26 protein-coding genes and 1 tRNA gene are annotated in these 21,118 nt (G+C 61.4%); 10 read left to right on the forward strand and 17 right to left on the reverse strand.

What is annotated here, in order from left to right; translation table 11 throughout:
- Positions 1-295 precede the first annotated feature (295 nt).
- The 3 genes from ilvD (at position 296) to WI560_RS15420 (ending at position 3,428) form a co-directional block, all read left to right on the forward strand.
- Complete coding sequence (gene ilvD / locus WI560_RS15410; RefSeq protein WP_375308667.1) at positions 296-2,146, forward strand: dihydroxy-acid dehydratase; 1,851 nt, start codon at positions 296-298, stop codon at positions 2,144-2,146.
- A 397-nt stretch (positions 2,147-2,543) separates the two neighbouring features.
- Positions 2,544-2,861 (forward strand): hypothetical protein, encoded by a 318-nt coding sequence (locus WI560_RS15415; RefSeq protein WP_375308668.1) that lies wholly within the window; start codon positions 2,544-2,546, stop codon positions 2,859-2,861.
- A 243-nt stretch (positions 2,862-3,104) separates the two neighbouring features.
- A complete protein-coding gene (locus WI560_RS15420; RefSeq protein ID WP_049820276.1) occupies positions 3,105-3,428 on the forward strand; it encodes a hypothetical protein in 324 nt (107 codons plus the stop codon).
- A gap of 69 nt (positions 3,429-3,497) precedes the next feature.
- Here WI560_RS15420 and WI560_RS15425 read toward each other — a convergent pair whose 3' ends face one another.
- The gene (locus WI560_RS15425) at positions 3,498-3,914 is read right to left on the reverse strand and encodes a hypothetical protein (protein WP_375308669.1); all 417 of its coding nucleotides are present in this window, start codon (positions 3,912-3,914) and stop codon (positions 3,498-3,500) included.
- A gap of 657 nt (positions 3,915-4,571) precedes the next feature.
- On the opposite strand from WI560_RS15425, the gene WI560_RS15430 reads away from it, so the two are divergent.
- Positions 4,572-4,859 (forward strand): hypothetical protein, encoded by a 288-nt coding sequence (locus WI560_RS15430; protein WP_375308670.1) that lies wholly within the window; start codon positions 4,572-4,574, stop codon positions 4,857-4,859.
- A 697-nt stretch (positions 4,860-5,556) separates the two neighbouring features.
- Here WI560_RS15430 and WI560_RS15435 read toward each other — a convergent pair.
- The 3 genes from WI560_RS15435 to WI560_RS15445 all read right to left on the reverse strand — a co-directional run bounded on the left by WI560_RS15435 (position 5,557) and on the right by WI560_RS15445 (position 8,190).
- Positions 5,557-5,787: a hypothetical protein gene (locus WI560_RS15435; protein ID WP_375308671.1), complete on the reverse strand. Its 231-nt coding sequence runs from the start codon at positions 5,785-5,787 to the stop codon at positions 5,557-5,559.
- 249 nt (positions 5,788-6,036) lie between these two features.
- On the reverse strand, positions 6,037-6,561 hold the full coding sequence (locus WI560_RS15440; RefSeq protein ID WP_375308672.1) for a hypothetical protein: 525 nt from the start codon (positions 6,559-6,561) through the stop codon (positions 6,037-6,039).
- A gap of 690 nt (positions 6,562-7,251) precedes the next feature.
- Positions 7,252-8,190: a hypothetical protein gene (locus WI560_RS15445; RefSeq protein WP_375308673.1), complete on the reverse strand. Its 939-nt coding sequence runs from the start codon at positions 8,188-8,190 to the stop codon at positions 7,252-7,254.
- Between the two features lie 350 nt (positions 8,191-8,540).
- Here WI560_RS15445 and WI560_RS15450 point away from each other — a divergent pair, with 350 nt between their 5' ends.
- Entirely contained in the window at positions 8,541-8,888 is a 348-nt protein-coding gene (locus tag WI560_RS15450; protein WP_375308674.1) for a hypothetical protein, read from the forward strand.
- A gap of 266 nt (positions 8,889-9,154) precedes the next feature.
- On the opposite strand, the gene terL is transcribed toward WI560_RS15450, so the two are convergent.
- The 12 genes from terL to WI560_RS15510 all read right to left on the reverse strand — a co-directional run bounded on the left by terL (position 9,155) and on the right by WI560_RS15510 (position 17,127).
- The gene (gene terL, locus WI560_RS15455; RefSeq protein ID WP_375308675.1) at positions 9,155-10,660 is read right to left on the reverse strand and encodes a phage terminase large subunit; all 1,506 of its coding nucleotides are present in this window, start codon (positions 10,658-10,660) and stop codon (positions 9,155-9,157) included.
- Positions 10,653-10,964 carry a hypothetical protein gene (locus WI560_RS15460; RefSeq protein ID WP_375308676.1) on the reverse strand — a complete coding sequence of 104 codons (312 nt, stop codon included), beginning with the start codon at positions 10,962-10,964 and terminating at the stop codon, positions 10,653-10,655. The genes terL and WI560_RS15460 overlap by 8 nt, the downstream gene beginning before the upstream one ends.
- Positions 10,964-11,986, reverse strand: a complete 1,023-nt coding sequence (locus WI560_RS15465; RefSeq protein WP_375308677.1) for a hypothetical protein — start codon at positions 11,984-11,986, stop codon at positions 10,964-10,966. Before WI560_RS15465 ends, WI560_RS15460 begins: the two co-directional genes overlap by 1 nt.
- A gap of 96 nt (positions 11,987-12,082) precedes the next feature.
- A complete protein-coding gene (locus WI560_RS15470; protein WP_375308678.1) occupies positions 12,083-12,334 on the reverse strand; it encodes a hypothetical protein in 252 nt (83 codons plus the stop codon).
- A 132-nt stretch (positions 12,335-12,466) separates the two neighbouring features.
- Positions 12,467-13,330 (reverse strand): hypothetical protein, encoded by an 864-nt coding sequence (locus WI560_RS15475; RefSeq protein ID WP_375308679.1) that lies wholly within the window; start codon positions 13,328-13,330, stop codon positions 12,467-12,469.
- 254 nt (positions 13,331-13,584) lie between these two features.
- Positions 13,585-13,773, reverse strand: a complete 189-nt coding sequence (locus WI560_RS15480; RefSeq protein WP_375308680.1) for a hypothetical protein — start codon at positions 13,771-13,773, stop codon at positions 13,585-13,587.
- A 608-nt stretch (positions 13,774-14,381) separates the two neighbouring features.
- Entirely contained in the window at positions 14,382-15,434 is a 1,053-nt protein-coding gene (locus WI560_RS15485) for a helicase RepA family protein (RefSeq protein ID WP_375308681.1), read from the reverse strand.
- A complete protein-coding gene (locus WI560_RS15490) occupies positions 15,431-15,652 on the reverse strand; it encodes a hypothetical protein (protein ID WP_375308682.1) in 222 nt (73 codons plus the stop codon). Before WI560_RS15490 ends, WI560_RS15485 begins: the two co-directional genes overlap by 4 nt.
- Positions 15,649-16,125, reverse strand: coding sequence for a hypothetical protein (locus WI560_RS15495; protein ID WP_375308683.1), 477 nt, complete (start codon positions 16,123-16,125; stop codon positions 15,649-15,651). The genes WI560_RS15490 and WI560_RS15495 overlap by 4 nt, the downstream gene beginning before the upstream one ends.
- Complete coding sequence (locus WI560_RS15500; protein WP_375308684.1) at positions 16,125-16,436, reverse strand: hypothetical protein; 312 nt, start codon at positions 16,434-16,436, stop codon at positions 16,125-16,127. The genes WI560_RS15495 and WI560_RS15500 overlap by 1 nt, the downstream gene beginning before the upstream one ends.
- Entirely contained in the window at positions 16,433-16,645 is a 213-nt protein-coding gene (locus WI560_RS15505; protein WP_375308685.1) for a hypothetical protein, read from the reverse strand. The genes WI560_RS15500 and WI560_RS15505 overlap by 4 nt, the downstream gene beginning before the upstream one ends.
- Before the next feature lie 194 nt (positions 16,646-16,839).
- A complete protein-coding gene (locus tag WI560_RS15510) occupies positions 16,840-17,127 on the reverse strand; it encodes a helix-turn-helix domain-containing protein (protein WP_375308848.1) in 288 nt (95 codons plus the stop codon).
- A gap of 15 nt (positions 17,128-17,142) precedes the next feature.
- On the opposite strand from WI560_RS15510, the gene WI560_RS15515 reads away from it, so the two are divergent.
- The 4 genes from WI560_RS15515 to WI560_RS15530 all read left to right on the forward strand — a co-directional run bounded on the left by WI560_RS15515 (position 17,143) and on the right by WI560_RS15530 (position 19,860).
- Entirely contained in the window at positions 17,143-17,742 is a 600-nt protein-coding gene (locus tag WI560_RS15515; protein ID WP_375308686.1) for a hypothetical protein, read from the forward strand.
- Positions 17,739-18,908 carry a tyrosine-type recombinase/integrase gene (locus WI560_RS15520; protein ID WP_375308687.1) on the forward strand — a complete coding sequence of 390 codons (1,170 nt, stop codon included), beginning with the start codon at positions 17,739-17,741 and terminating at the stop codon, positions 18,906-18,908. The genes WI560_RS15515 and WI560_RS15520 overlap by 4 nt, the downstream gene beginning before the upstream one ends.
- 68 nt (positions 18,909-18,976) lie before the next feature.
- Positions 18,977-19,066: transfer RNA gene (locus WI560_RS15525), tRNA-Ser, on the forward strand.
- A gap of 50 nt (positions 19,067-19,116) precedes the next feature.
- Entirely contained in the window at positions 19,117-19,860 is a 744-nt protein-coding gene (locus WI560_RS15530; protein WP_375308688.1) for a DUF2786 domain-containing protein, read from the forward strand.
- 66 nt (positions 19,861-19,926) lie between these two features.
- Here WI560_RS15530 and WI560_RS15535 read toward each other — a convergent pair whose 3' ends face one another.
- On the reverse strand, positions 19,927-20,535 hold the full coding sequence (locus WI560_RS15535) for a hypothetical protein (RefSeq protein ID WP_375308689.1): 609 nt from the start codon (positions 20,533-20,535) through the stop codon (positions 19,927-19,929).
- Between the two features lie 244 nt (positions 20,536-20,779).
- On the opposite strand from WI560_RS15535, the gene WI560_RS15540 reads away from it, so the two are divergent.
- Entirely contained in the window at positions 20,780-21,076 is a 297-nt protein-coding gene (locus WI560_RS15540) for a hypothetical protein (protein ID WP_375308690.1), read from the forward strand.
- The last annotated feature ends 42 nt before the right edge of the window (positions 21,077-21,118 follow it).

Consider the following 21,118-nt stretch of genomic DNA (forward strand, 5'->3'; position numbering starts at 1 on the left):
CCGATCCGGAACCCATACGCCGCAGCAATAGTTTTGCGAAGACTCGGAGTTATCAGCTTCGCGCCAAACCACTTCCTGTGGGGTATGGGTCCCGGATCGGCGCGCGCTTTAGGGCGCGCTTGTCCGGGACGACAGGCGAGGGGGCGGCAATAGCCCCCCCCGCCGGGAGCAGGGGAGCCCTGTCCGCCTCAAGTTCCCGTTGCGCCCCGCCATCCCGTGCGCTATCCGGCCACAAAGGCCTGTGGCGGCACCGGATTTTCCCGCTTAGGCACCAAACCCGAGGACGGAAACCGCCATGCCAGCCTATCGCTCCCGCACCACCACCCACGGCCGCAACATGGCGGGCGCCCGCGGCCTCTGGCGCGCGACGGGCATGAAGGACGGCGATTTCGGCAAGCCGATCATCGCGGTCGTCAACTCCTTCACCCAGTTCGTGCCCGGCCACGTGCATCTGAAGGACCTCGGCCAGCTCGTCGCTCGCGAGATCGAGCAGGCCGGCGGCGTTGCCAAGGAGTTCAACACCATCGCGGTCGACGACGGTATCGCCATGGGTCATGACGGCATGCTCTACAGCCTGCCGTCGCGCGAGCTGATCGCCGACAGCGTCGAGTACATGGCCAACGCGCATTGCGCCGACGGCCTCGTCTGCATCTCCAATTGCGACAAGATCACGCCCGGCATGCTGATGGCAGCGCTGCGGCTCAACATCCCCGCCGTGTTCGTCTCGGGCGGGCCGATGGAGGCCGGCAAGGTCAAGCTGGCCGGCAAGACCAAGGCCGTCGACCTCATCGACGCCATGGTGGCCGCCGCCGACTCCAAGGTCAGCGACGAAGACGTCCAGGTGATCGAGCGCTCGGCGTGCCCGACCTGCGGCTCCTGCTCGGGCATGTTCACCGCCAATTCGATGAACTGCCTGACCGAGGCGCTGGGCCTTGCCTTGCCCGGAAACGGCTCTGTCGTCGCGACCCATGCCGACCGCAAGCGCCTGTTCGTCGAGGCCGGCCACACCATCGTCGATCTCGTCCGCCGCTATTACGAGCAGGACGATGCCAGCGTGCTGCCGCGCAACATCGCGAACTTCAAGGCGTTCGAGAACGCGATGACGCTCGACATTGCCATGGGCGGCTCGACCAACACCGTGCTGCACTTGCTTGCGGCCGCCCATGAAGGGCAGGTTGCCTTCACCATGAAGGACATCGACCGGCTGTCGCGCCGCGTGCCCGTGCTGTGCAAGGTCGCGCCCTCGGTCGCCGACGTCCATGTCGAGGACGTCCACCGCGCCGGCGGCATCATGGGCATTCTCGGCGAGCTCGACCGCGCCGGCCTGCTCGACACCTCGGTCTCGACCGTGCACGCGCCGACCATGAACGAGGCGCTGGAGCGCTGGGACATTAAGCGCACCAAGAGCGAGGCGGTGCGCACCTTCTATCGCGCCTCGCCCGGCGGCATTCCCACGCAAGTCGCCTTCAGCCAGGAGCGCCGTTACGACGAGCTCGATGCCGATCGCGAGAAGGGCGTCGTGCGCAATCTCGAGCACGCCTTCAGCAAGGACGGCGGCCTGGCCGTGCTCTACGGCAACCTCGCGCAGGACGGCTGCATCGTGAAGACCGCGGGCGTCGATGCGTCCATCCTGAAGTTCTCCGGCCCGGCGCGCGTGTTCGAGAGCCAGGACGCGGCGGTGGAAGGCATCCTCGGCGGCAAGGTCGTCGCCGGCGAGGTCGTGGTCATCATCTACGAGGGCCCGCGCGGCGGCCCCGGCATGCAGGAGATGCTGTATCCGACCAGCTATCTGAAATCGATGGGCCTCGGCAAAGCCTGCGCGCTCGTCACCGACGGCCGCTTCTCCGGCGGCTCTTCGGGCCTGTCGATCGGCCATCTGTCGCCGGAAGCCGCCGAAGGCGGCAATATCGGCCTGGTCCGCACCGGCGACATCATCGCCATCGACATCCCGAACCGCAGCATCACGCTGGAAGTCTCCGACGAGGAGCTTGCCAAGCGCCGCGCCGCGGAAGAGGCGAAGGGCGATTTGGCCTGGCAGGCAGTGGGTCGCAAGCGCAACGTCTCGACCGCACTCCAGGCTTACGCCGCACTCACCACCAGCGCCGCGCGGGGCGCGGTGCGCGAGGTCAAGCGGCGCTTGAGGTAGGGGCCTGATCGGCGCCGCAAGGCTGGATCGGTTGCTCCGGAGGGCATGGCGAATCTCCACGCCAGCGCAGATGATGCACTGTTGCAGGACAGTGTGGGGCCGGAGGTCTACAAAGAAACGGCCCCCGCCATCCGGGGCGTGGGCTATTGGGGGTGGAGGCGAGAGCCGTTTGCGAAGGGGGCACCCGACAAGCGGGCTCGCCCGCCAAGCATCATCAACCTAATGCATTTTGCTCACATCCCGCTATTTAAATTTCATTAATTTGTATTTTATTTATAATTTTATCGTGCCATCCTCTGAATAATAGTCGAAATCCATTTTTCCGAATTCGGCCGAGGCGGTGGCATATTCGAAATCCGTCCGCAACGGTCCGGATTGCCAGTAGCGGGAGTTAGCCATGAGTCATGCTCCATCACTCGTGCCGCAAATCACGACAGACCGCGACGTCTATCTCGTGCTCGATGACTTCGGCCGGCGGCTGGGCCGCGCCTGGTGTGAGACGGCCGAGGAGGACGCCAATCGCGCGACCCTGCTCAGACATCTCGCCGAAGGCCAATATCTCCGTCCAGTACGTATCGTGGCCTTCAATACCGCGGAGGGATGGTCGCGAGATGCCACCGCAGATGTCGCCGACGAGCTTCGCCGCCGCTTCGTCGAACTTGAGGAGACCGATCCCTCGCTGCTGGAGTTCTTGGAAAGAACTGCGAGGCATTAACTCGGCCATCGGAGGCGGATGAATGGTCGACGCCATGTCGGCGCGTTGATGGGCGTGGTCAATAAGTTCTTACCGGTCGGCCGTGATCGGCCGTTCGCATTAAGGATGCCCTGACGAACTTCAGCAGCCCTGGATTTTGCGGCGTATAATGCGCCACCTTCGCAAATTCATTTCGGGCAACTGGGGCACTACATGTCGCGCACTCTCGCTGTCGTCTTCTCGACCGCCGTCGCCGCAATTTCCATGACGGGCGCAGCTTCCGCCGGCTGCTACAATTGCTATACGCCGCCGCCCTGCACGACCTGCTATCAGCAGCAATATGTGCCGCCGCAATACCGCGCCGTCGACGAGACCGTGATGGTGTCGCCCGGCGCGGTCGTCGCGCACCGCACGCCGGCGCAATACCGCACCGTGATGGTGCCGCAGACCGTGATGGTCGCGCCGCCGAGCGTGCAGTATGAGCGCATCCCGCCGCAATACGCGACGCGCCAGCGCGTCGAGATGGTCTCGCCCGGCTATTCCTACTACGCCCCGGTGCAGATGAACTGCGCGTCCTGCGGGTACTGAGCCGGACAACGTAACGATCGGATTGGGCGCGGCGCTCTCATGAGAGCGCCGCGTTTTCTTTTGTGCGGCTCACGGAATCGCGACCTTGTTCGACACGACTATTCGGCGCTGCAACCGGTCGATGAGGGTGATGAAAACCGCCCTCGGCCGATGGCTGATGGGAACCGAGAACCAGAGCTGCGAGAGATTGGAGGGATCGCCGAGATCGCAGAATCCGTAGAGCTTTTGCTTTCTGGCGTTGTAGATATCGACCCAGGTCCGCGACGCCGAAATATTGAGCCCGCACGGCGGCAGCTTGGGCGAGTCTGCAAACAGGGCGGGCGAGTAATCGCTCCAGTTGACCACCTTCAACCCGACGATCAACGTCGGTCCAAAAACGAGTTGCCCGTTGAATTGCAGCACCGGACGCGGGAACGGCTGCGCCAGCGCCGGTGCCGCAAATCCAACCAGGAGCGCAACGGCTACCAGGAATAGCTTCAGTTTCATCTCGATCCTCCGTCCCACGGCGTCAACCAACGCTAGTGATGGGCGGCGGAAATTCTTTGATCCTGCTCAACGGAGGGGTACGCTCCGCAGCCGGCCGCGAGCGATATGCAAGCAAGCCCGCCAAGGCGTGCCAAACGATGTCCGGAGCAGGGCCCCACCGAACCCCGCGGCAACAACGCCCTCACTGCGGCTCAAACTCCATCACAGCAGCCCAACTTCGCGTTGCCTTACGCGGTCGACTGCGTTAAGCGACACCCATTCCGGGCTTGGAAGGGTGGCCGAGTGGTTTAAGGCACCGGTCTTGAAATTCTGGAATCGTGGTACCGGCTTGTAATAGCCGGTCCCGTTTGGTGCTGAAATGCTGGGATATTTCCCCAGGGTCAGCGCCCGTTCGTCCCCGTCATTACCGCGTCGTCCCAACCAGTTGGGTAGCAAATCGGGTAGCAGCCCGATTGCTTCCCGCGACGGGAGCAGGGGCGTATGATAGATGCCGACACAATCACTTTGATCGGGCTCACACTGTTCGCTGGCGGCCTCATTGTCCGCTGGCTTATGTGTCGCCGATCTCACACCCACGACAGCCGGTAGCTCACGCACGTTCCGTGCCACTAAGGATCGATAATTTGACTCTCGCTGGCGGGGCGTTTCGATGGCGGGATGCCTCGCCAGAAACGCCACACACCGACGCATGCCAATGGCCGGCCGATGAAAATCACCTTCGGCCAGATGCGCGGCATGGGAGTGCGCGGCGTGCTGGTCTATTGCCATTGCGGCCGTCACATCGCTCTAGACGCCGACCGCTGGGGCGATGAAGTGCGGCTGTCTGATATCGAGCCGCAGTTCGTCTGTCAGGGGTGCGGCAGCCGCGGGGCCGACGTGCGGCCCGATTTCGAGCGCGGCAATCCGCGACTTGCGATCACAGGTGTGAAAGAGGTCGGCAACTGAACCTGCCTCAAATCCGCGACGGGTATCACCAAGCGCCGCAACTTGACTGCAAGCGAGCGAAACTTGTCGGCAACCAGTCGGTTGCGCGCTCGCGTGTCGGCATCTGACGCAAGCAGCAGTTCTGCGTCATTGCCTTGCTGTTCCAGCAGCTCAATTTGCTCTTGAAGGTTGGTCATGAGATTTTCCCCTGTTGATGGGGAATAGTGTTCCACGCCCTACCGTGACGTCTGATCAATACAGACCACGTCTCAAAGAAACTTACGGGCACGAGAAGCGACCCTGCCGAACGCGCGTTCGGACGATGGGCCGTCCCGGGTGGATGTCGCAACATCTGGAGTGTCGCGCCACAGACCGAAATCTCAATTCTCTCGGCTGGAGAGTCGTTCCTATCGCCACCGAGGCGGCCTTAGCTCAGGTGTTCCGCTTATAAATACCCACAGAAAGAACAAAGAAGGTGCGCTATTTCACACTATCTGTTCTGGGTCGGAGAACTACGGGGTACGGGGTTTTGTTCTCCGCTCGGAGAACCACGGCCCACTGAGGGCCTAAAACAAGGCGGGCCCGGTGTGCCTAGGAGCCCGGGCCCATAACCTCAGCAACGTCATGGCGGCGCCGCTCGGCTACAATCCCTTTGTACTGGGATTCTAGAGTGCCTTTTTGAGGCAGGTCAAATATTGCGAGGGCTGGATGAGCGGCCCTACCTCATGCGCCTAGATCCAATATTGATGAAGTAGAGCGGCCGTCGAGCTTGGTCCATCACCTCAAGCGACCACTCTTGGCCGGGACGAAACCTGCCATCGATGTCTTTGAAGAGAGCCGCCGCGTATGCAGTCGCCTCTCGCCAGGCCGCTTCGTCGTCTGGAAGCTCCTCGCCGTGGTCGTCTATGCTCGGGGAGACATTGTGGACGTGGAAGAAATACATGGGCATCTTTGACAAGCGCCCACAGATGGGCCCGTTCCATAATTCCTTTAGAAGCGGGACTGGCCCGCTCAATCAGACAAAAAGAAATCCCGCCGACCTGGAGCCGGCGGGAGGCGATGGAAGATTTTAGACCGGCGTGCGGCGCCGATCGGTTGGACAAGAGCCTAGCAGGCTCTCATCGGGCGGAGGCATGTTGTTTTCGCAAGGCCCGATGCCGGGCCCACCGGAGCCGCTGCAGCGCCCATAGGACGCGGATCAGACGCATTCGCCCAGCAACGGTTCGTTGTCCTCCCGATCGCAATCGTCCTGCTCGCGGTCCGTGAGGCATGTCCCCATGACGCCGCTGGTCGTCCAGCCCAGGGAAGGCTCGTCGTCCTCCCCCGGTTCGGCGCCGTCGTGCTCGTCCTCCAAGTCTTTGGTGCCGCTGGCTGCCCAATGGGTCTGATCACCCGTCCAGTTGCGGTCGTCCGGCCCGTAAGCGCTCGGATGCCGCTCCAGGCTGCCAAGCGACGGCTCGTCGTCAAGGCCGTTCTCGGCCGGATCGTCATCCTCAGCAGGGTCGCCGTCCTCCAGATCGGCCGAAATGTCGTCCTCTAGCTCGGTCATGACATAGGGGTCGGAGGCATCCAGGAAGTCGATCAGCTTGGTAATTTCTGCCCGTGCCTCTTTCCTGAGTCTGGCGAGGGTGTGGATCGCCGTTCGCCGGGCCAGCTCTTGGAGTGCTGGACCGGACAGGATCGCATCCAGCGACTCCGCTGGCAGTTCTTTGACGTTTTCCATGGTGGTCTCACTGGTTTGGGCTTTCGACAGCCATGCCTCGTGGTCGGACGGGGCAGCCGGGGGGTCGAAACCAGCCAGTGAGACTGGTCGGACGCTTTTAAGGGGTGGGAACTTAATCTCCCCCTCTGGACAGCACAGTCCGCCCCCGGCCACTTGCCCTCGGAATCCGAATAGGCAATAAGGTTCGGGTCGGAGCCGCACCGCCAAGTGCGTCCGTCGATAGCCGGGAAAATCCCGGTCATCATTCAGCCGTCACCGCTCGACGCCAATCGAGTGGACATGCTGACCAAGCATGAAGCGGCTTATCACTGGTCCGGGTTTCGACACCCACGGACATGCTGCTCCTGATTTGCTTAAAAATCCATCCCCTTTCGGGGCTTGGCGCGCTGGAACGTTTGTTGCCGCGACGCGTCCTTAGGAGGCATCGATCCTGTCGCTTGTGGGTCGACCGATGGATACAGTAGCTGCCTATGCGATCTCGGCGTTTATCATCGGCTTTGGCATCGGGATCTTCATTGCCGGGCTAAACTCTGACGCGCCAGCTTTGTGGGCCTGCGTCGCTCTGATACCCGTCGCGATCGGGCTCCTGAGTGCCTTCGGTCCCAAATAACATTGCCGGCGCCGATCGTGCGGAACGGTAGCCGGCGTAGGCCGCAGGCGTCGCAACTGGCGTCTTGCGGCCTACAAGGGCTAATCCCACAGTCCCCGGCTGACGTTGTCACCCACGGTCGCCGAACCGTCGTCAAACAAGGCCTCATCGAGAGACAGAAGTGGGCTGTCGCCGAATTTGCGGTGCTTGGTGGGGAATTGCTTTTCATGCTGTTGGACGAACCATCGCACCCGCTGCGGTGCGTCCGATCGCTGCAACGCTCCCGTCAAGATGTCCTCAATGATGCGGCTTACGATCTCATCCGGGTCGGGGACATATGCGGGTACCAAGGCGCGGATGGCCATATAGTCGTTCGCCTCCTGTCGTCGTGCGGCCGTCACTTCCCGCGTGCGCTGTAGAGACCACCGCAACGTCTGAGCCTTGGATTGACTGTCTGTTATGTGCTCACGCACAAATCTATCGAATTCAGGATCTGCCTTCCGGGCGTTGTAGAAGTAGGAGGAGTTGCATATCACCGGTCGCTTCTTTCCGCGCAACCACTGACCAGTGATATCGGCAATCGATTTCCTGGCCACAAGCAAAGCCTTCACTTGCCGCAACTTCTCCGGCGGGAGCGGCTCGCATTTATTGCGCGCTGCGTTTCGGCAAATCACACACTGCCTTATCTTCCATCCCTGCTTAGTGACACGCATTCGCGCATCGGCGAGAGAATGGCCGCGTTTGCAGTGCGTGAAATTGCGGAGACGGGAGCCTTTTCCACGACGGGCATTTTCGCCGGAAATAGATAACGCGTCGGCCGCCCACTCGGGGTGCAACTTGCAGTGCCGCTTGAAACGCTCGTAACTCACAATGGCCGGGCCAAACTGCTTCATTCCCGAGGTCAGTTTTCGGATCGTGCTGCCGGCTTTGAGCTTCGCCATAAACTCAACGGCGAGATCCGCCGGAATGCCGGGTGGCACATTGCGCCACTTCAGTTCAGCCGCGCGGTGAAGTTCGGAGCGAGAAAACTGGTCCGCCATTATCGCCTCCACAAAGCGCACAATTGCGCTGCGGAAGGGCGCGCCTGAGTCGCGGCCTCGCAATGGCTAGCGGACTTCTGTGAACCGTTTTTCTTTTATCGGGGATATGGCGCGGCAGATTGACTCAGGGGGGCAAATCACGCGGCATAATGGGTTGTTGACCGGCTGATTCGCAGAAAGACCGCCAAAGGTTGGGAGGCCTGGCGGTCTTTAAGCGATCAGTACCTCCACCTTTAAACCGAGCGGAGGAGCCCTGTGAGAAGTGCGATTCCTTTTTAAACCTCGCATCAACGGCGTCAATAGCTCGGTTCTTCTAATCGGGGCAGAACCCCAGAAAGTGAACTAAAGCTATGTCTCAGCCGTTCATCTATCTCCCGGGCGCATCAGGTGTGAGCTATCCCTATTTCAAAATCGATCTGCCGCGCTCAACGGCAGGATGGCAAGCCGTCGCTGGCAACTACGCCTTTCTGAAGAAACTGTCGAACGGAAACTACCTGCCCGTCTACATCGGGCAGGCGGACAATCTGCAAGCCCGATTGCCGTGCCACGAGCGGTTTGACGATGCGATCAGGGCAGGCGCGTCTTTGGTTGTGGCGCACACCACACCAGGCGGAGAGTCGGCACGCCTCGCGGAGGAGCGAGACCTGATCCAGAAGTGGAATCCCGCTCTGAACACGCATCACCGGACGATCGGTTAGAGCTAGGATCATCTCCGCCTTTGACATAATTGGCGGGAACGAAACCAGGATTGGCGGGTACGCCCGCCAGTCGCTCTAGGATTGCCTCGTTGGCTCGCCTGATCGCTTCCCTGTTCATACGCCCCCCAACATTCTCCAACCTCACAAGTTCCGGTTAAGGCCGCCTTAATGCTTCGCCACGCCATCCGGCATCGTCGCAACGCATTTCGCTTGATCAACGGCCATCCCGATCAGCCGCTGCGTCATGCCGTGCAGACCTGCCATGGCTAACTCACTTTCCAACTCGGCACTTCGTCAGGTTCGGCGAAGGCCTTTTCCCAACGATCCCGCTGCTTAGGAGGCCCCTTGCTGGTGGCAGCTTGGCCGGGGAGCATGTGGTCAAGCAGTTGCCCCAACAGCCCCAGCATGTCGACCTGATCGTCATTTCGGCCGGCGGGGAAGCCCAGCAGCTCAGCGCGAAAAGCCGGATACCAAGGCGCGTTCATCGGCACGTAGAGGCCATTCGCCGCCATCCGTCCTCGGATCGACTGAGCGCGCACCGACTTGTCGCCACGGGTCGGAAATTGCTGCCGGGCGCACCAGGCGCGGCGCTCGCGCTGCCGCTGTGTCAGGAACGGCCCCACGCCTGATTTGATCTGTCCGCCTTCCTCAGCCCAGCCTACGGGCTTCCAGCGCAAGACTAAATCACAGAAGGCTTCCACCCACACGTCAGAAGCCGCCTGCTTGCGCCACAGGTCGAGCAGGTACATGCGGCCCTCGGGGTCGACGCCGATCACTCCGTGCACTGTGTAATCGCCCTTATCGGCGCTCACCGCATAGTCGGACGCGCCATAGATTCGCAGCGTCTTGCGGTCCGGCTCATGCGTGTAGGGCTTCAGCCAATCAGCCTTGAAATAATCGCCGTCTTCCGGTGCGGGGCGCTGCTGAAAGAGCGCGGCCCACATCATCGGCGATGTCTCGCGCTGCCGGCTGCGCAAATAACTACCGTAGTTGTAGCCGTTTGGCTCGTCCCAGAGATATTCACCGGGCTTGCGCCCGACCGGGTCGTCCTCGCCTGCGATCGCAGGAATATCAATGATCTTGCCGCTCACCAGGCCCGCTTTGATCTGTTCGGCAACGCGGCCGGCAACGTCCAGCTCGTGCCACCTCGTATTCATCAGAATTCGCTTGGCGCCAGGCTTCAGACGAGCACCAAAATCGTCCGTGTACCAGTCCCAGCGCTTCTGCCGGACGGTATCCGACCAAGCGTCCTCGCGATTGCCGAAAAGGTCGTCACACAGTCCGAGATCAGCACGAAAGCCGCTGATGCCCACGCCGGCGCCGACGCCGTAATATTCCCCGCCTTCCTGCAGCGCGAATTGATCGGCCGCGGCGTTGACCGGGGAGATGGAGATTCCGAGCGCATCACCTTCGTTGGTGATCTCGCTTCGGACCTTGCGCCCCCAGCGTTGGGCAAAGTCGCCGTTATGGGTCGCGAACAGGATGTTGTTCTGCGGGTACTTCGCGAAGTACCAGGGCGGCAGCAAATGGCTGATGTAGGTCGATTTCGCGCAGCCGGGAGGGGCGTGGAGCAACAGGACCTCCAACTCCGGATCTTCAAGGAAGGCTTCCACCTCATTGATGATCAGGAGGTGATGCGCCGCCGGCTCAAAGCCCTTGTAGCGCGCCCACGCCGCCATGCTCTTCCGGACTTGTCGCCGCTCATGCTCCCCCTCAAGACGGCGCTCAAGCGCCGCCAGAGCCTCCGGCTTTAGTGCGGCGGCCTCAAGCATTGCCGACCGTCGGAGAGGCGGCGGCCCTCGCTTTCCGGATTTCCGCGAGCGTTTCGGCCAACTCCTGGTCCGTGAGATCGTCTAGGCCGGCTTCCGCGAAGATGTGCTCTTTCGGGAGCAGGCTCGCAATGATCTTCAGATAGTCTTTCGGGTTTTCCTTGAAAACAATGTCGATCGCGGCGTGACCGGTTTTCTTCCAGTGCTCCAGGAACCTGGTAATGACCTCGCCTTGCAGCTTGTTTCTGGACCCGACCACGCGACCACCGGTCCCCTTGAGAAACTGTCCGTTCGGAGCGCGCGACATCAGGCTCTCCCTCGCTTGAAAATATCCTGGAGCGGCGCCGGTCCTGCCCACGCAGGGCCATTCCTGACACCGACGTTGCGAACATTCGCAAAATTCGACGGGAAAACCTGAGGCGACGGCTGGCGCTGAGGCTGCGCTTGCTGATGGGCCGAAGGGCCTTCCAGCATCCCCCATTGGTAAAGTGCCTCCGCTACCGCGTGCGCCGGTCTGGGGCTCGACTGATAAATCACTTTCAGCTGCTCGACCGCGGGGTGCTGGTTCTGCATGAGGTGGCCGACAACAGCGTCAAGCTGCTTGAACGTGTCCACACCGTGCTCAGCAATGAACTCGCTCCGCGACGCCGCCTGAATGGCTCGTAGCTCGGCGGCATGTACCGCCTGCTCGCGCTGCGTCATCTCGGAAAGACGCCGCTCCGCATCGCCGTCCTCCGCCGACGGTGGCACCTTGCCTTTGGAGGCAAGGATGTCCTTGATTGAGAGAGGCTTGGCACCGTCGAGCAGGCCGATACGCTTCACATAGCCATAGATGCTCTCCACGGGATCCGTGGTCGAGCCAACCATACTCAGGACTTCCTGCTTCTGCGCAGGGGTTAGCTGTTTCAGCGCCGCATCTATCGCGTCGACGGTGGCCTTACCGTGCTTCGACGTGAAGCTGGTAAAGCTCTGATTGTACCGCTCCACCGCCGGATCTTGATTGGCATCGTTTTGCTGTGAAGTCTGCGAGGCCCCTTCGTCGGCCTCGTCGTAATAGCCCCATTTCTCCTCATTGTACTTCTGAAGCTCGTCCTCCAGCTCCCGAACGCGAGCATCCATCTTTCGTCGGCGTTCTCGCTCAGCCCGCAAAGCGGTGAGCGGAACGTTCGGCACATCGCCATCCTCCGCGCGCGAGTTGCTTTGCTCCGAAGCGGGCGCCTCCGACGTGTCACGGTGGTCTAGAATAGACGCGAGCGGAGTGGCCGACTCCGCTGCGCCATTACTCTCACTTACGCTACCAACCTCAGCCTGATCGATCGCTTCAGACATCGTCACTGCTTCCTCTACGCCCGCAGACCGGCGGCATCCGATGTTGACGGGTCATCGTCCCAAACGCCCGTTAAGCCCGGCGGCGGCTTCGCCAACTCACTGCTTCGGCGAAAGCTTCACACGATCACGCGTCACAAAGACTCTCTCGCCCTTCTGGCGGCCTTCGATTTTCTCGAGCCGCACCTTGCGGGTGATCAAATTCGCTGGCCCCGGATCCTCCACCACCTGGACGTCATGCCCGCGGAAGCCATAAACGTCGGTTCGCACCAGGGTGCCGACCGCCAGGACAGGGTAGGGTGGTTTCCGATTGTGGATCTTCTCTTCGCGAACTGCAGCCTTGTTGGCCAACCTCGTCTCTAGGGAAGGCTCTGGGATAAGCGCCAACCGATCGGCCGGACTGAGCGTCGCCAAGCGAGGATCATTCGCTTTCATATTGATATCTCCCTTCCTATAAGCGCCAGCTTGCATCGCGAAAACACGCTACTGGCGCCCCGCGCAGATCACCGCGATATTGTCAGGATCAGACGCGGTGAAGCCCGGCGCGATGAAAACTGTAAAGCCGATGGCTGTCGATGAAATCGAGGTCTGCGCAACAAACATGATGCTGCCTGACTTGCTCGCGTTGATCACGCAAGCATAATTGGCACTGTCGAAGTTCGTTGTGGTTACGGTTGCCGTGTAGGTCCCCGTCCCCGTTCTCGCGATATCAAGATTGTACCGCTTTAGGTTCGTGACGCCGCCGCCGCTTTGCGTGGCGTATGCGAACGCTTTGATGGCGCTGTCGTGGCTCTGCGCCTGAGATGGGGTAACGACTGCAGTTGTGCTCGTGCCGGTCTGCTGATCTGACTTTGTCGCTGCGGTCGCGCACGTTCCGGTGGTGGTGATGGCCGACCCGAAGCACGTCACCGAAGTGACGGTTCCGGTGCCGCTGGTCGTGTTGCAGCCAAATGTGTGCGTCGTGGTCGAATATGTGAGCGCGCCGGTGCAGTTGTTGATCGCGATTGCGGTTGCTGTGGTCGACCCCCAATAGCCGATGACCGTGTCCTGCGTGCCGGTCGCGAGCCCGCTGATTGCGAGCGCGCCGGCCGAACATGTTCCGCTTCCCGTGCGGGAGACAACGCCGGTAGAAGACAGCCCAGCGAGGCAATCGAGGTCGGTGTCCCACGCCTCCACGTTCGTTCCGATGACGAGGCCGATATTGGCCCGCATCGTTGCGCCGGTGCAGTCGGTCGGGTTGGCAGTCCCAGCCGTCGCGTTGCACTTCGTCGTGTTCGCGGCCATCGTCGCAAGCTGCGAATTCGTGACCTTGCTGGCGCCGATCGCGGTGACGCCGGAAGCGTTCATGGTCACGTCGCCGGTGACATCTCTGCAGATCGGGTCCGCCGCGGCCTGGCCCACTGCGAGCTGGGCAGAGCCACAGAGGAGAGAAGTGTACCCGGTTGTGCCAGCGCCCTTTCCTAAAAGGAAGGCGTGACTTGTAGCCGTACCCGCATTCTGCGCATGCGCAGAGGCACAAAAAAAGCTCACCAAAACAAGCGCGAGCAGCCTGTAAAGAGATTTCATAGCGGGTAGCCAACTCCTGGAATGGGCCGCTTCCATCATGCGACCTCGGCACGCGGGCAGGGGATGACACCCTCTCGCCGCAAGCGATCGACCACGGTATCGCGGAGGAAGTTCGAGCGGGTGGTGAAGTTCGCGGCCGCAGAGCGGTCGATTACTTCCAGCAGCTCGGGCGAGCACTTGAAGACAGCTCGCTCAGTGAAGTGGCAGGACGTTTGATCGGGCATCGCGGTTTGCACCAGTTGGTGATTTGATGCTCCGAATGTACGTATGACGGCCTCACTACGGCAATTAAATACATGTCAATTGGCGTATAACGCTATGGCATAAATCAATTGTCTCACTTCGACCGAATTACAGAACCGGTGCTTCTGGTGAGCTAAGAGGTTGATCGGACTCAAATTTGCTAATGGGCGAAGCGTTGTTGCTACCGCTTTGCTACCGAAGGGGGCCTTTTCCCTCCCAAATGAAGCCGCCTGGATACGTTCGGCCGACCTTGATAGCAACGCGCTCGGCAGCTCGTCTGACCGCAAACCGGTGCTTGTTGCGAACCGGTTCAGCGAGCCGCGGATAGCACCACCTCACCAGATCCATCGTGGTTAGACGAGCACCAGGCTTGGCGATGAAGGCGCGCTTGATCTGACGCTGGCACCTGTTTCCCATTGGTCACAGTCTCCGGAGCGCCGCGGATGCCAGCGACACGCTTGGGGCTGACTTTCCCCCTCTTTCTCCCATCTCGTCCCCGTGTTCGGATTGTTCGGACATGTTCGGTTCGTGTTCGTGTTCGGATGTTCGTTCGGTTCGGGGGTTCTATAAGAACCCCGAAACCCGAACATTACGAACAGTGCCATCGATCCATGTATTCCCGAACGAGGCCCTTGGCCTTCAAGCCTGATCTGGCATCCGTGAGATCGGCTCTGCGGCGCTCGCCTATGCCGGCCTCTTTTGCCTTGGCGTTCCAGTCCTCGGTTATCAGCCCGGGCTTTCCGGCTTCCTGGAGCAACAGAAGCATGGTCCGCTGATTGGGTGTGAGTTTGGGTTGGCGGCTCTGTGGGGCCTGCGCTTCGTCTGTAGGCTCCACGATGTTGACCGTGATTGGGTCGCCGTCCTCGTCCAAGCCGAACTCATGAACTTTCGACTTGAAGGAGAACAGCGGGCCCTCTGGAGCGTCGTTGGCCTTGGTGATGCTGGCGGTCTTGATATCCTCGCCGCTGATGGTCACCAGCATGTCAACATCGCCCACAATCGCGCTGCTGCCGCGGGGGCCGCGGTCGGCTTCCTTGCCGGTGTGGCCGATCAGAGCGACGTGAGGCCCCCCCGTGACGTTCTTGATGCGCTGGAGGTTGGCGAAAATGGCGCCTTGATCTTTGGCCTGGTTCTCGTCACCACCGCCGGCGGCAATGAGCTTCGCCCATGTGTCGAAGATGATGACGCCGGCACCTGCGGCGTTGTCGTACTCTGGCCCGTAGAACTCGGCCTCTACGTCGGCGATTGTGTCGAGAACCTTCCGGACTGAATCCGGCCGGACCAAATCGACGACCGCGGGGACTACAGCGATCGGCAGCCGCTCTAATCCCTTGGTCTTCGCGATCGCCAGCAGCCGGCGCCGCACGAGATCCGCTCGCTCCAAGGCGAAGTAGATCACGCCTGTCTGATGCTTGTTGCGGTGCCCGAACCAATCCGAGCCGCTTGCAATGGCGACGGCAGCGTCCGCCAGCAACGCGGACTTGAGGCTTCCAGGCGGTCCAACCCATGCCGAGGTTTCGTCGTAGGCGAAGATGCCCTTGATGATATGCGACTTGCCGGCCTCGGTCGGGCAACGGATGTTGCCGAACAATTCGAAGCCGAAACCCTTCGCCCGGGCCAGTGCTGCGTCCGGGGTTCTCATTCGCACCTCATCAGCTCGGGATAGACGAGGTCCAGCGCGCCCATTTGCTCCAGCCGTTGGTCGACCTCTCGGCTCGACAGATTGCCGTTCTTGAGGCTGACGCCAAGGATCTTGGCTTCGCTCTCCAGCCACTTCGCGCGCGTGCACATGAACCGCAGGCCGGCGAGCTGGAGCTGCTTGCGGACTTCCGGGTCCGAGACCATGAGGGGGTGGCTCATGCGGCCCCTCCGATCAGACGCAGGCTTTCGGCGCCGTAGCGCGCAATCAGCGCGGCCTCGGCGCGGCCGTGATCTTTCTTGCGCTTGAAGTGGTCTCCGCACGTCGGGAACAGCCGTAGCGCCAGCGCGCGGGCCTCTTCCTTTTCCGAGGATAGGCGAAGATGTCCTTTCCATTTCGCCGGGGTAACGAGGTGCAGAGGGATTGCTGCCGCACCAATCACTCCTAGAACCACACCATAGGCGCGACCGAACTTGAACGTGGATGATACGCCTTGGCCAGGCATCGCATTGACACGCTCTAGGAAGACGGTATCCGGCGCCATCGCGGCAATGCGCTTCGCGAGGTTGACCGCATCCACTTCGCCGGCAGCGAGTGGCATGTCTTCCACGGCGACCCTCTCCGGATGGTCAGGGAAATAGAAGGCGAGCGCGCCAGATGCGCCGGGATCAATGCCGAGAATGCAGCGCATCATCACAGCACCTCCGGGGTGGAGATGCGGTCGAGTGCGGCGCCGATCGGACTGGAGGCGATGCCGAACTTGTCCCGCTTGATGCTGTGGGCAATCTGCCGAAGCGATACCCCGTACTGAAGGGCGAGACTGGCGATGATCGCTGCGTCAGACATCAGCACATCGAGCATTGAGTTGGAGCGATCTGCGTTCAGGAAGATCTCGCCAACCTCGCCGTTCGGCTTGTAACCGACGGTCAAGGTCACGCGGATGCCGTCTCGATCGAATTCCTGGGTCTCGTTCGGACGGCGGTTGGGGAGCTGCTCGCGGGTCATGCGGGCACCTCATTGGTTTGATATCCGCCGACCTTGAGGGAGGCCAGTGTGAGGCTAGGAACCGCTTCGGAAGGCCGCAAGACCTCAATCGCGGCCGCAGTGGCGTTCAGTAGTGCCATCGCGATAGCGAGCGCGTCCTCGCGAGATGACTGCCGGACGTGATTCTCAATAGCTTTGATTTGGCATTCTATCGCCTGAAGGCTGCTCATTATTGGCCCTCGTGGTGCAGGAGGGGGCCAACGGCAGCCAAGCGGAGCCGGTTTGCGCAGCGCCGGGTGGGCCCCGCCGCTTGCAGACTTGGAAAACTGGGATTAGATTTCGAGGAGATCGAAGCGCCAGCCAGATCAACTTTCGAAGCCCCACCCGCCGCCAGCGGGGTGGGGTTTTGCATGACGGCCATGGCTTACGCGACCTCCGTCTTTTTCGGGTTTTCGAGCATCTGTTCTAGAGCCCTCACAGGCACCCGAAGCAGTTTCCCAATTCGAATAGTGGGAATCTCTCCACGAGCCGCGGCGGCGTACGCCGCATTCCGACACATGTTGAAATACTCTTTGCCGGCCTCCGGCACTGAGATGGTCTTCGCTTGCGTCATCTTCCGTCCTTCGCTGGGAAATCTGGGCGCCGGTAGCCCCAAACCATGCTTGTTCAGTGCCGGCAGTCGCAATTTATGTTGATTTGCCCCATTTGCCATGCGATAGTACGTCAAATGGCGGAGATTATTATGGCAGAAATCAAACCCGAGAGAAGGGGCGGAGCCCGGAAGAATGCAGGTCGGAAACCTCTGGCGGTGACGAAGAGCGCTTACTTTTCCACCCGCCTGGATGAAGCCACAAGGGACCGGCTTGAGCGAGAGGCTGCTAGCGCAGATCCGCCACGTTCACTCTCGGCGGAAATTCAAATGCGCCTAAAGGACTCGCTGAACGAGAAGCACGATGAGTTTGCCCCTCATGTGCGTGCTCTTGGCCATCTGGTCATGCATTTGGCCACGGGCATCGAGTTGAGCACAGGGCGCCCCTGGAACGAAGACCAGTTCGCACATCAAGCGCTCAAGCGAGCCTTGGAGGTCAGTCTAGCTTGGTCAAACCCCGGCGGCGACGCAGCCACCCCGAACCGCTTGCAGCAGATGCCCGCTGGCATGACAACCCCTGAAGGGATCGGTGATGCCGTCGCCTTCGGTTTGCGGCAGCAAATGATGATGGATGCACCAACCGGTAAACCTGCAAAGAACGTTCACACAGCGAGAGGCTTGCACGCGCTGCCTGCCCTTGGTGCTAAGTTGTTCCCGAAAGAGGGGAAGCAGAAATGAAGGGGCATGTTCGGCAACGCGGTAAGGGCCGCTGGTACGCCGTCATCGAGATCCGCGACGGCACCGGCAAACGCAAACGCAAATGGGTTGCCCTGCCGGAGGCGAAGGGCAAGCGCGATGCTCAGACAGCGTGCGGCAAGCTGATAACCGAACTTAACGGCGGATCCTATGTCGAGCCATCCAAGACTACGCTGGCGCAGTTCTTTGACCGCTGGCTAAAGCACATCAAGGCGAACGTCTCGCCGCGTACTCATGAGCGCTATGAGCAGATCGCGACAAAGAACATTGCCCCACTGCTTGGCGCCAAGATCCTTTCTAAGCTCCAGCCGATCGAGATCAGCGAGGCATACAGCAAGGCTTTGGAGAGCGGTCGGCGTGACGGGAAGGGCGGTCTGTCGCCGCGCACCGTACATCACATGCACCGTGTTCTGTTCTCCGCGCTCGGTCAGGCCGAACGTTGGCGGCTCATCCCTCGTAACCCGGCCGCGCTGCTCGAGAAACGCGATCGGCCGAAGATTGAACGCAAGCCTGTCAGGACCATTGATGCGAACAACACTGCCGCGGCGTTTGATGCGGCCCGGGAGCGTCGCCTGTTCATTCCGCTGATCCTGGCAACGCTGTGCGGCCTGCGTCGCGGCGAGATCACGGCCCTTCGCTGGCAGTCGGTCGACCTTGACAATGGTCAGTTGGCAGTCGTCGCAAGCACAGAGCAGACCGATGCCGGCGCCATTCGGGAGAAGGAAGCAAAGAGCGGCCGAGCCCGTACGATCGCCATGCCGTCCATGGCGGTGGAGGAGCTGCGGCGCTGGCGTATCCAGCAGGCGGAGGAGCTACTGCGGTTGGGGGTTCGCGGTGACGATGAGCTGCACGTTGTCACGCAAGTCGACGGGTCGCCGCTTCAGCCGCGGAGTCTCACCCATTCAGTTTCCGAGTTCCTGAAGGAATGGCGGGTCACGCTGCACGGTCTACGGCACAGCCACGCGAGCCACATGCTGGCCTCGAATATCCATCCCAAGATCGTGCAGGAGCGGCTGGGCCATTCCTCGATCGCCATCACCATGGATATCTACAGCCACCTGATGCCGAACATGCAGGGCGAGGCCGCCGCGGCGGTTGACGTCGCTATGCGCGCCGCCATAAACAAGCGAACCGACGACGTTGGGTAGCAAAGCGGTAGCAGAGTCCACGAAACGTTCTCTGCGAAGCGACGAAAAGCTAAACAATTTCAAGGCTTGGAAGGGTGGCCGAGTGGTTTAAGGCACCGGTCTTGAAAACCGGCGTGCCCGCAAGGGTACCGTGGGTTCGAATCCCACCCCTTCCGCCAGCCGAGCCGTCAGGGGTCTATCGGTCCGGCTTTCCCCAGGTAGGTCATCGGTGAATCAAACGTCCAATCCGGCCGCGCTCGACAAACTGAAGCTCCGCATTCAGGCGTTGCGCGCCAAGACGATCGCCAATGGCTGCACCGAGGACGAGGCGCTGTCCGCCGCCGCCAAGGTTGCCGAGCTGCTGGATCGGCATGATCTGTCGCTCTCCGATGTCGAGCTGCGCGCCTCGCCATGCGAACGGACGGTCTACCAGACCAATCGCAAGAAGCGGATTCCCCTGGACGACTGCATCGGCGCGATCGCTCATTTCTGCGATTGCCGGGTCTGGCGCGAGAAGAACGCCGACGGCGAGAACGTCTATGTGTTCTTTGGTCTCGGCGCGGATGTCGAGGTCGCGCATTACCTCGCTGAATTGATCGACGGCGCCGTGCGCGCCGAGCTCGGCCGCTTCAAGACCTCGATCGAGTACGGCAGGTTCCGGCACCAGGAGCGGCATCTGGCCAATGCGTCCTTCGCGCTCGGGATGGTGGCGTCCATCGCGCAAAGGCTGGTGGCGATCAAGGACGGCCGCGATCAGGCCAACGCAAGCACCGGCCGCGGGCTGGTGATCCTCAAGACTTCCGTGGTCGACGCAGAATTCGACAAGCTCGGCCTCAATCTTCGGAACCAGCGAAGCAGCGGGCGGATGGTGTCGATGACGGCCTATGAAGCCGGCGGCGCTGCGGGAGCGTCGCTGGCCATCAGTCCCGGCCTCGGCGGGCCGCGGTCAGGAACCCCGGCCAAAGGAAACTGAGCGCATCGGGTCAGTGGCGCTTCGGCCGGAGCCGAAGCATAGCGACAAGGTCCGCCTCATCCGCTCTCAGCTCTTCGGACTCGCCCCCTTCAGCGCGTCCCACGCGGCCTGGTTCGCCTGATCGAACGCCTTGCGGGATTCAGCCAGCGCCGCACTCAGGACCGACCACGACTCGCTGCCGGCCTGCTTCAGCTTCTGCAGGCGGGCTTCTGCTTCGGATGCATCCGATTTCATCTGCTTGAGCGCGGCATCGACATCGACGGTGCGGGCTGCGGCGACCTTGCCCGCGGCCTCGCGGAATTTGTCCGCGGCTTCGCGCCAGGCCTTGGCCTGTGCCGCCGCAACGTCCTTGAAGGTGGCCTGTTGCTGCTCGAACTGTTTGCCGGCGCCTTCGAAGTAGGTCTTCACCTGGGCTTCGAATCCTGCCCATTGCTTTTCCAGCTCGGCCTTGGCGTCCGTCCAGGCGGCTTCGCCTGCTTCCGCCTGGGTCTTGAGCATCGCCTGAAATTCGTCGCGGCGCTTGGTGAGATCAGACAGCAGCTGATCGGACTTCACCTTGGACTCAGCCTTGGCCTGACCGGCCTTGACTTCGAACGAGGCCAATGCGGCGTCCATCTCGTCGATCCGCTCCTTGGCCCAATTGAGATAATAGTGCACGCTGCTCTGCTGTGACATGGCCGTCTCCATCTGCTTGCCGACGCGAGGTTCCCAGAGCCTGGGCCAGCCCGTATTGACCTGTCTCAATGATCTCGTGGTCTCACGACATTGCGATTGCGATGCGGCGCAGGGGAGGGCCTGATCTCCGGCTCGATCACCGTCGCGCTGCTCTTTATGTTCGGCATCGTCCGGTTTTGACCTTCAGGAACCTCGTCCTTGCTGGCCGGTTGTTCGCACTCTCGACCAGTCACGGAGAGCGCTCTTGGAAAGCACCATCATTGGCGAATTCGACACGCGCCGCGGCGCAGAGCTTGCGGTTGAGCATGTCGTGCAGGAATGCGGCGTGCCGCGCAGCGACGTCTTCGTTCAGCCCGCCGGCGCTGCCAACACGGTGGGGACCCGTCCGGCAGGCAGCGACGCCAAGGCGGAGCCAGCCCCGGAGGGACACCAGAAGCTGGAGGGGCCGATCGAGGTCTCCGTGGATTTTCACGGCGATACGCCTGACAAGATCGCCGCTGTGTTGAAGGGCGCCGGAGCAAAGACTATCCGAACCAAATAGCGGCAGGGTGCGATGGCGTGGGGATCATCGCCATCCCTCCGG

Origin of the sequence: Bradyrhizobium sp. A11 (assembly GCF_042077125.1) — a bacterium.
Classification (GTDB): domain Bacteria; phylum Pseudomonadota; class Alphaproteobacteria; order Rhizobiales; family Xanthobacteraceae; genus Bradyrhizobium; species Bradyrhizobium japonicum_B.

Bases quoted from the DNA above. Each gene is read 5' to 3' on its own strand.
- ilvD (WP_375308667.1), top strand. From the start codon at position 296: ATGCCAGCCTATCGCTCCCGCACCACCACCCACGGCCGCAACATGGCG.
- WI560_RS15415 (WP_375308668.1), top strand. From the start codon at position 2,544: ATGAGTCATGCTCCATCACTCGTGCCGCAAATCACGACAGACCGCGAC.
- WI560_RS15420 (WP_049820276.1), top strand. From the start codon at position 3,105: ATGACGGGCGCAGCTTCCGCCGGCTGCTACAATTGCTATACGCCGCCG.
- WI560_RS15425 (WP_375308669.1), bottom strand. From the start codon at position 3,914: ATGAAACTGAAGCTATTCCTGGTAGCCGTTGCGCTCCTGGTTGGATTT.
- WI560_RS15430 (WP_375308670.1), top strand. From the start codon at position 4,572: ATGCCTCGCCAGAAACGCCACACACCGACGCATGCCAATGGCCGGCCG.
- WI560_RS15435 (WP_375308671.1), bottom strand. From the start codon at position 5,787: ATGCCCATGTATTTCTTCCACGTCCACAATGTCTCCCCGAGCATAGAC.
- WI560_RS15440 (WP_375308672.1), bottom strand. From the start codon at position 6,561: ATGGAAAACGTCAAAGAACTGCCAGCGGAGTCGCTGGATGCGATCCTG.
- WI560_RS15445 (WP_375308673.1), bottom strand. From the start codon at position 8,190: ATGGCGGACCAGTTTTCTCGCTCCGAACTTCACCGCGCGGCTGAACTG.
- WI560_RS15450 (WP_375308674.1), top strand. From the start codon at position 8,541: ATGTCTCAGCCGTTCATCTATCTCCCGGGCGCATCAGGTGTGAGCTAT.
- terL (WP_375308675.1), bottom strand. From the start codon at position 10,660: ATGCTTGAGGCCGCCGCACTAAAGCCGGAGGCTCTGGCGGCGCTTGAG.
- WI560_RS15460 (WP_375308676.1), bottom strand. From the start codon at position 10,964: ATGTCGCGCGCTCCGAACGGACAGTTTCTCAAGGGGACCGGTGGTCGC.
- WI560_RS15465 (WP_375308677.1), bottom strand. From the start codon at position 11,986: ATGTCTGAAGCGATCGATCAGGCTGAGGTTGGTAGCGTAAGTGAGAGT.
- WI560_RS15475 (WP_375308679.1), bottom strand. From the start codon at position 13,330: ATGAACGCTTCCGGCGTCACCGCGATCGGCGCCAGCAAGGTCACGAAT.
- WI560_RS15480 (WP_375308680.1), bottom strand. From the start codon at position 13,773: ATGCCCGATCAAACGTCCTGCCACTTCACTGAGCGAGCTGTCTTCAAG.
- WI560_RS15485 (WP_375308681.1), bottom strand. From the start codon at position 15,434: ATGAGAACCCCGGACGCAGCACTGGCCCGGGCGAAGGGTTTCGGCTTC.
- WI560_RS15490 (WP_375308682.1), bottom strand. From the start codon at position 15,652: ATGAGCCACCCCCTCATGGTCTCGGACCCGGAAGTCCGCAAGCAGCTC.
- WI560_RS15495 (WP_375308683.1), bottom strand. From the start codon at position 16,125: ATGATGCGCTGCATTCTCGGCATTGATCCCGGCGCATCTGGCGCGCTC.
- WI560_RS15500 (WP_375308684.1), bottom strand. From the start codon at position 16,436: ATGACCCGCGAGCAGCTCCCCAACCGCCGTCCGAACGAGACCCAGGAA.
- WI560_RS15505 (WP_375308685.1), bottom strand. From the start codon at position 16,645: ATGAGCAGCCTTCAGGCGATAGAATGCCAAATCAAAGCTATTGAGAAT.
- WI560_RS15510 (WP_375308848.1), bottom strand. From the start codon at position 17,127: ATGGCAAATGGGGCAAATCAACATAAATTGCGACTGCCGGCACTGAAC.
- WI560_RS15515 (WP_375308686.1), top strand. From the start codon at position 17,143: ATGGCGGAGATTATTATGGCAGAAATCAAACCCGAGAGAAGGGGCGGA.
- WI560_RS15520 (WP_375308687.1), top strand. From the start codon at position 17,739: ATGAAGGGGCATGTTCGGCAACGCGGTAAGGGCCGCTGGTACGCCGTC.
- WI560_RS15535 (WP_375308689.1), bottom strand. From the start codon at position 20,535: ATGTCACAGCAGAGCAGCGTGCACTATTATCTCAATTGGGCCAAGGAG.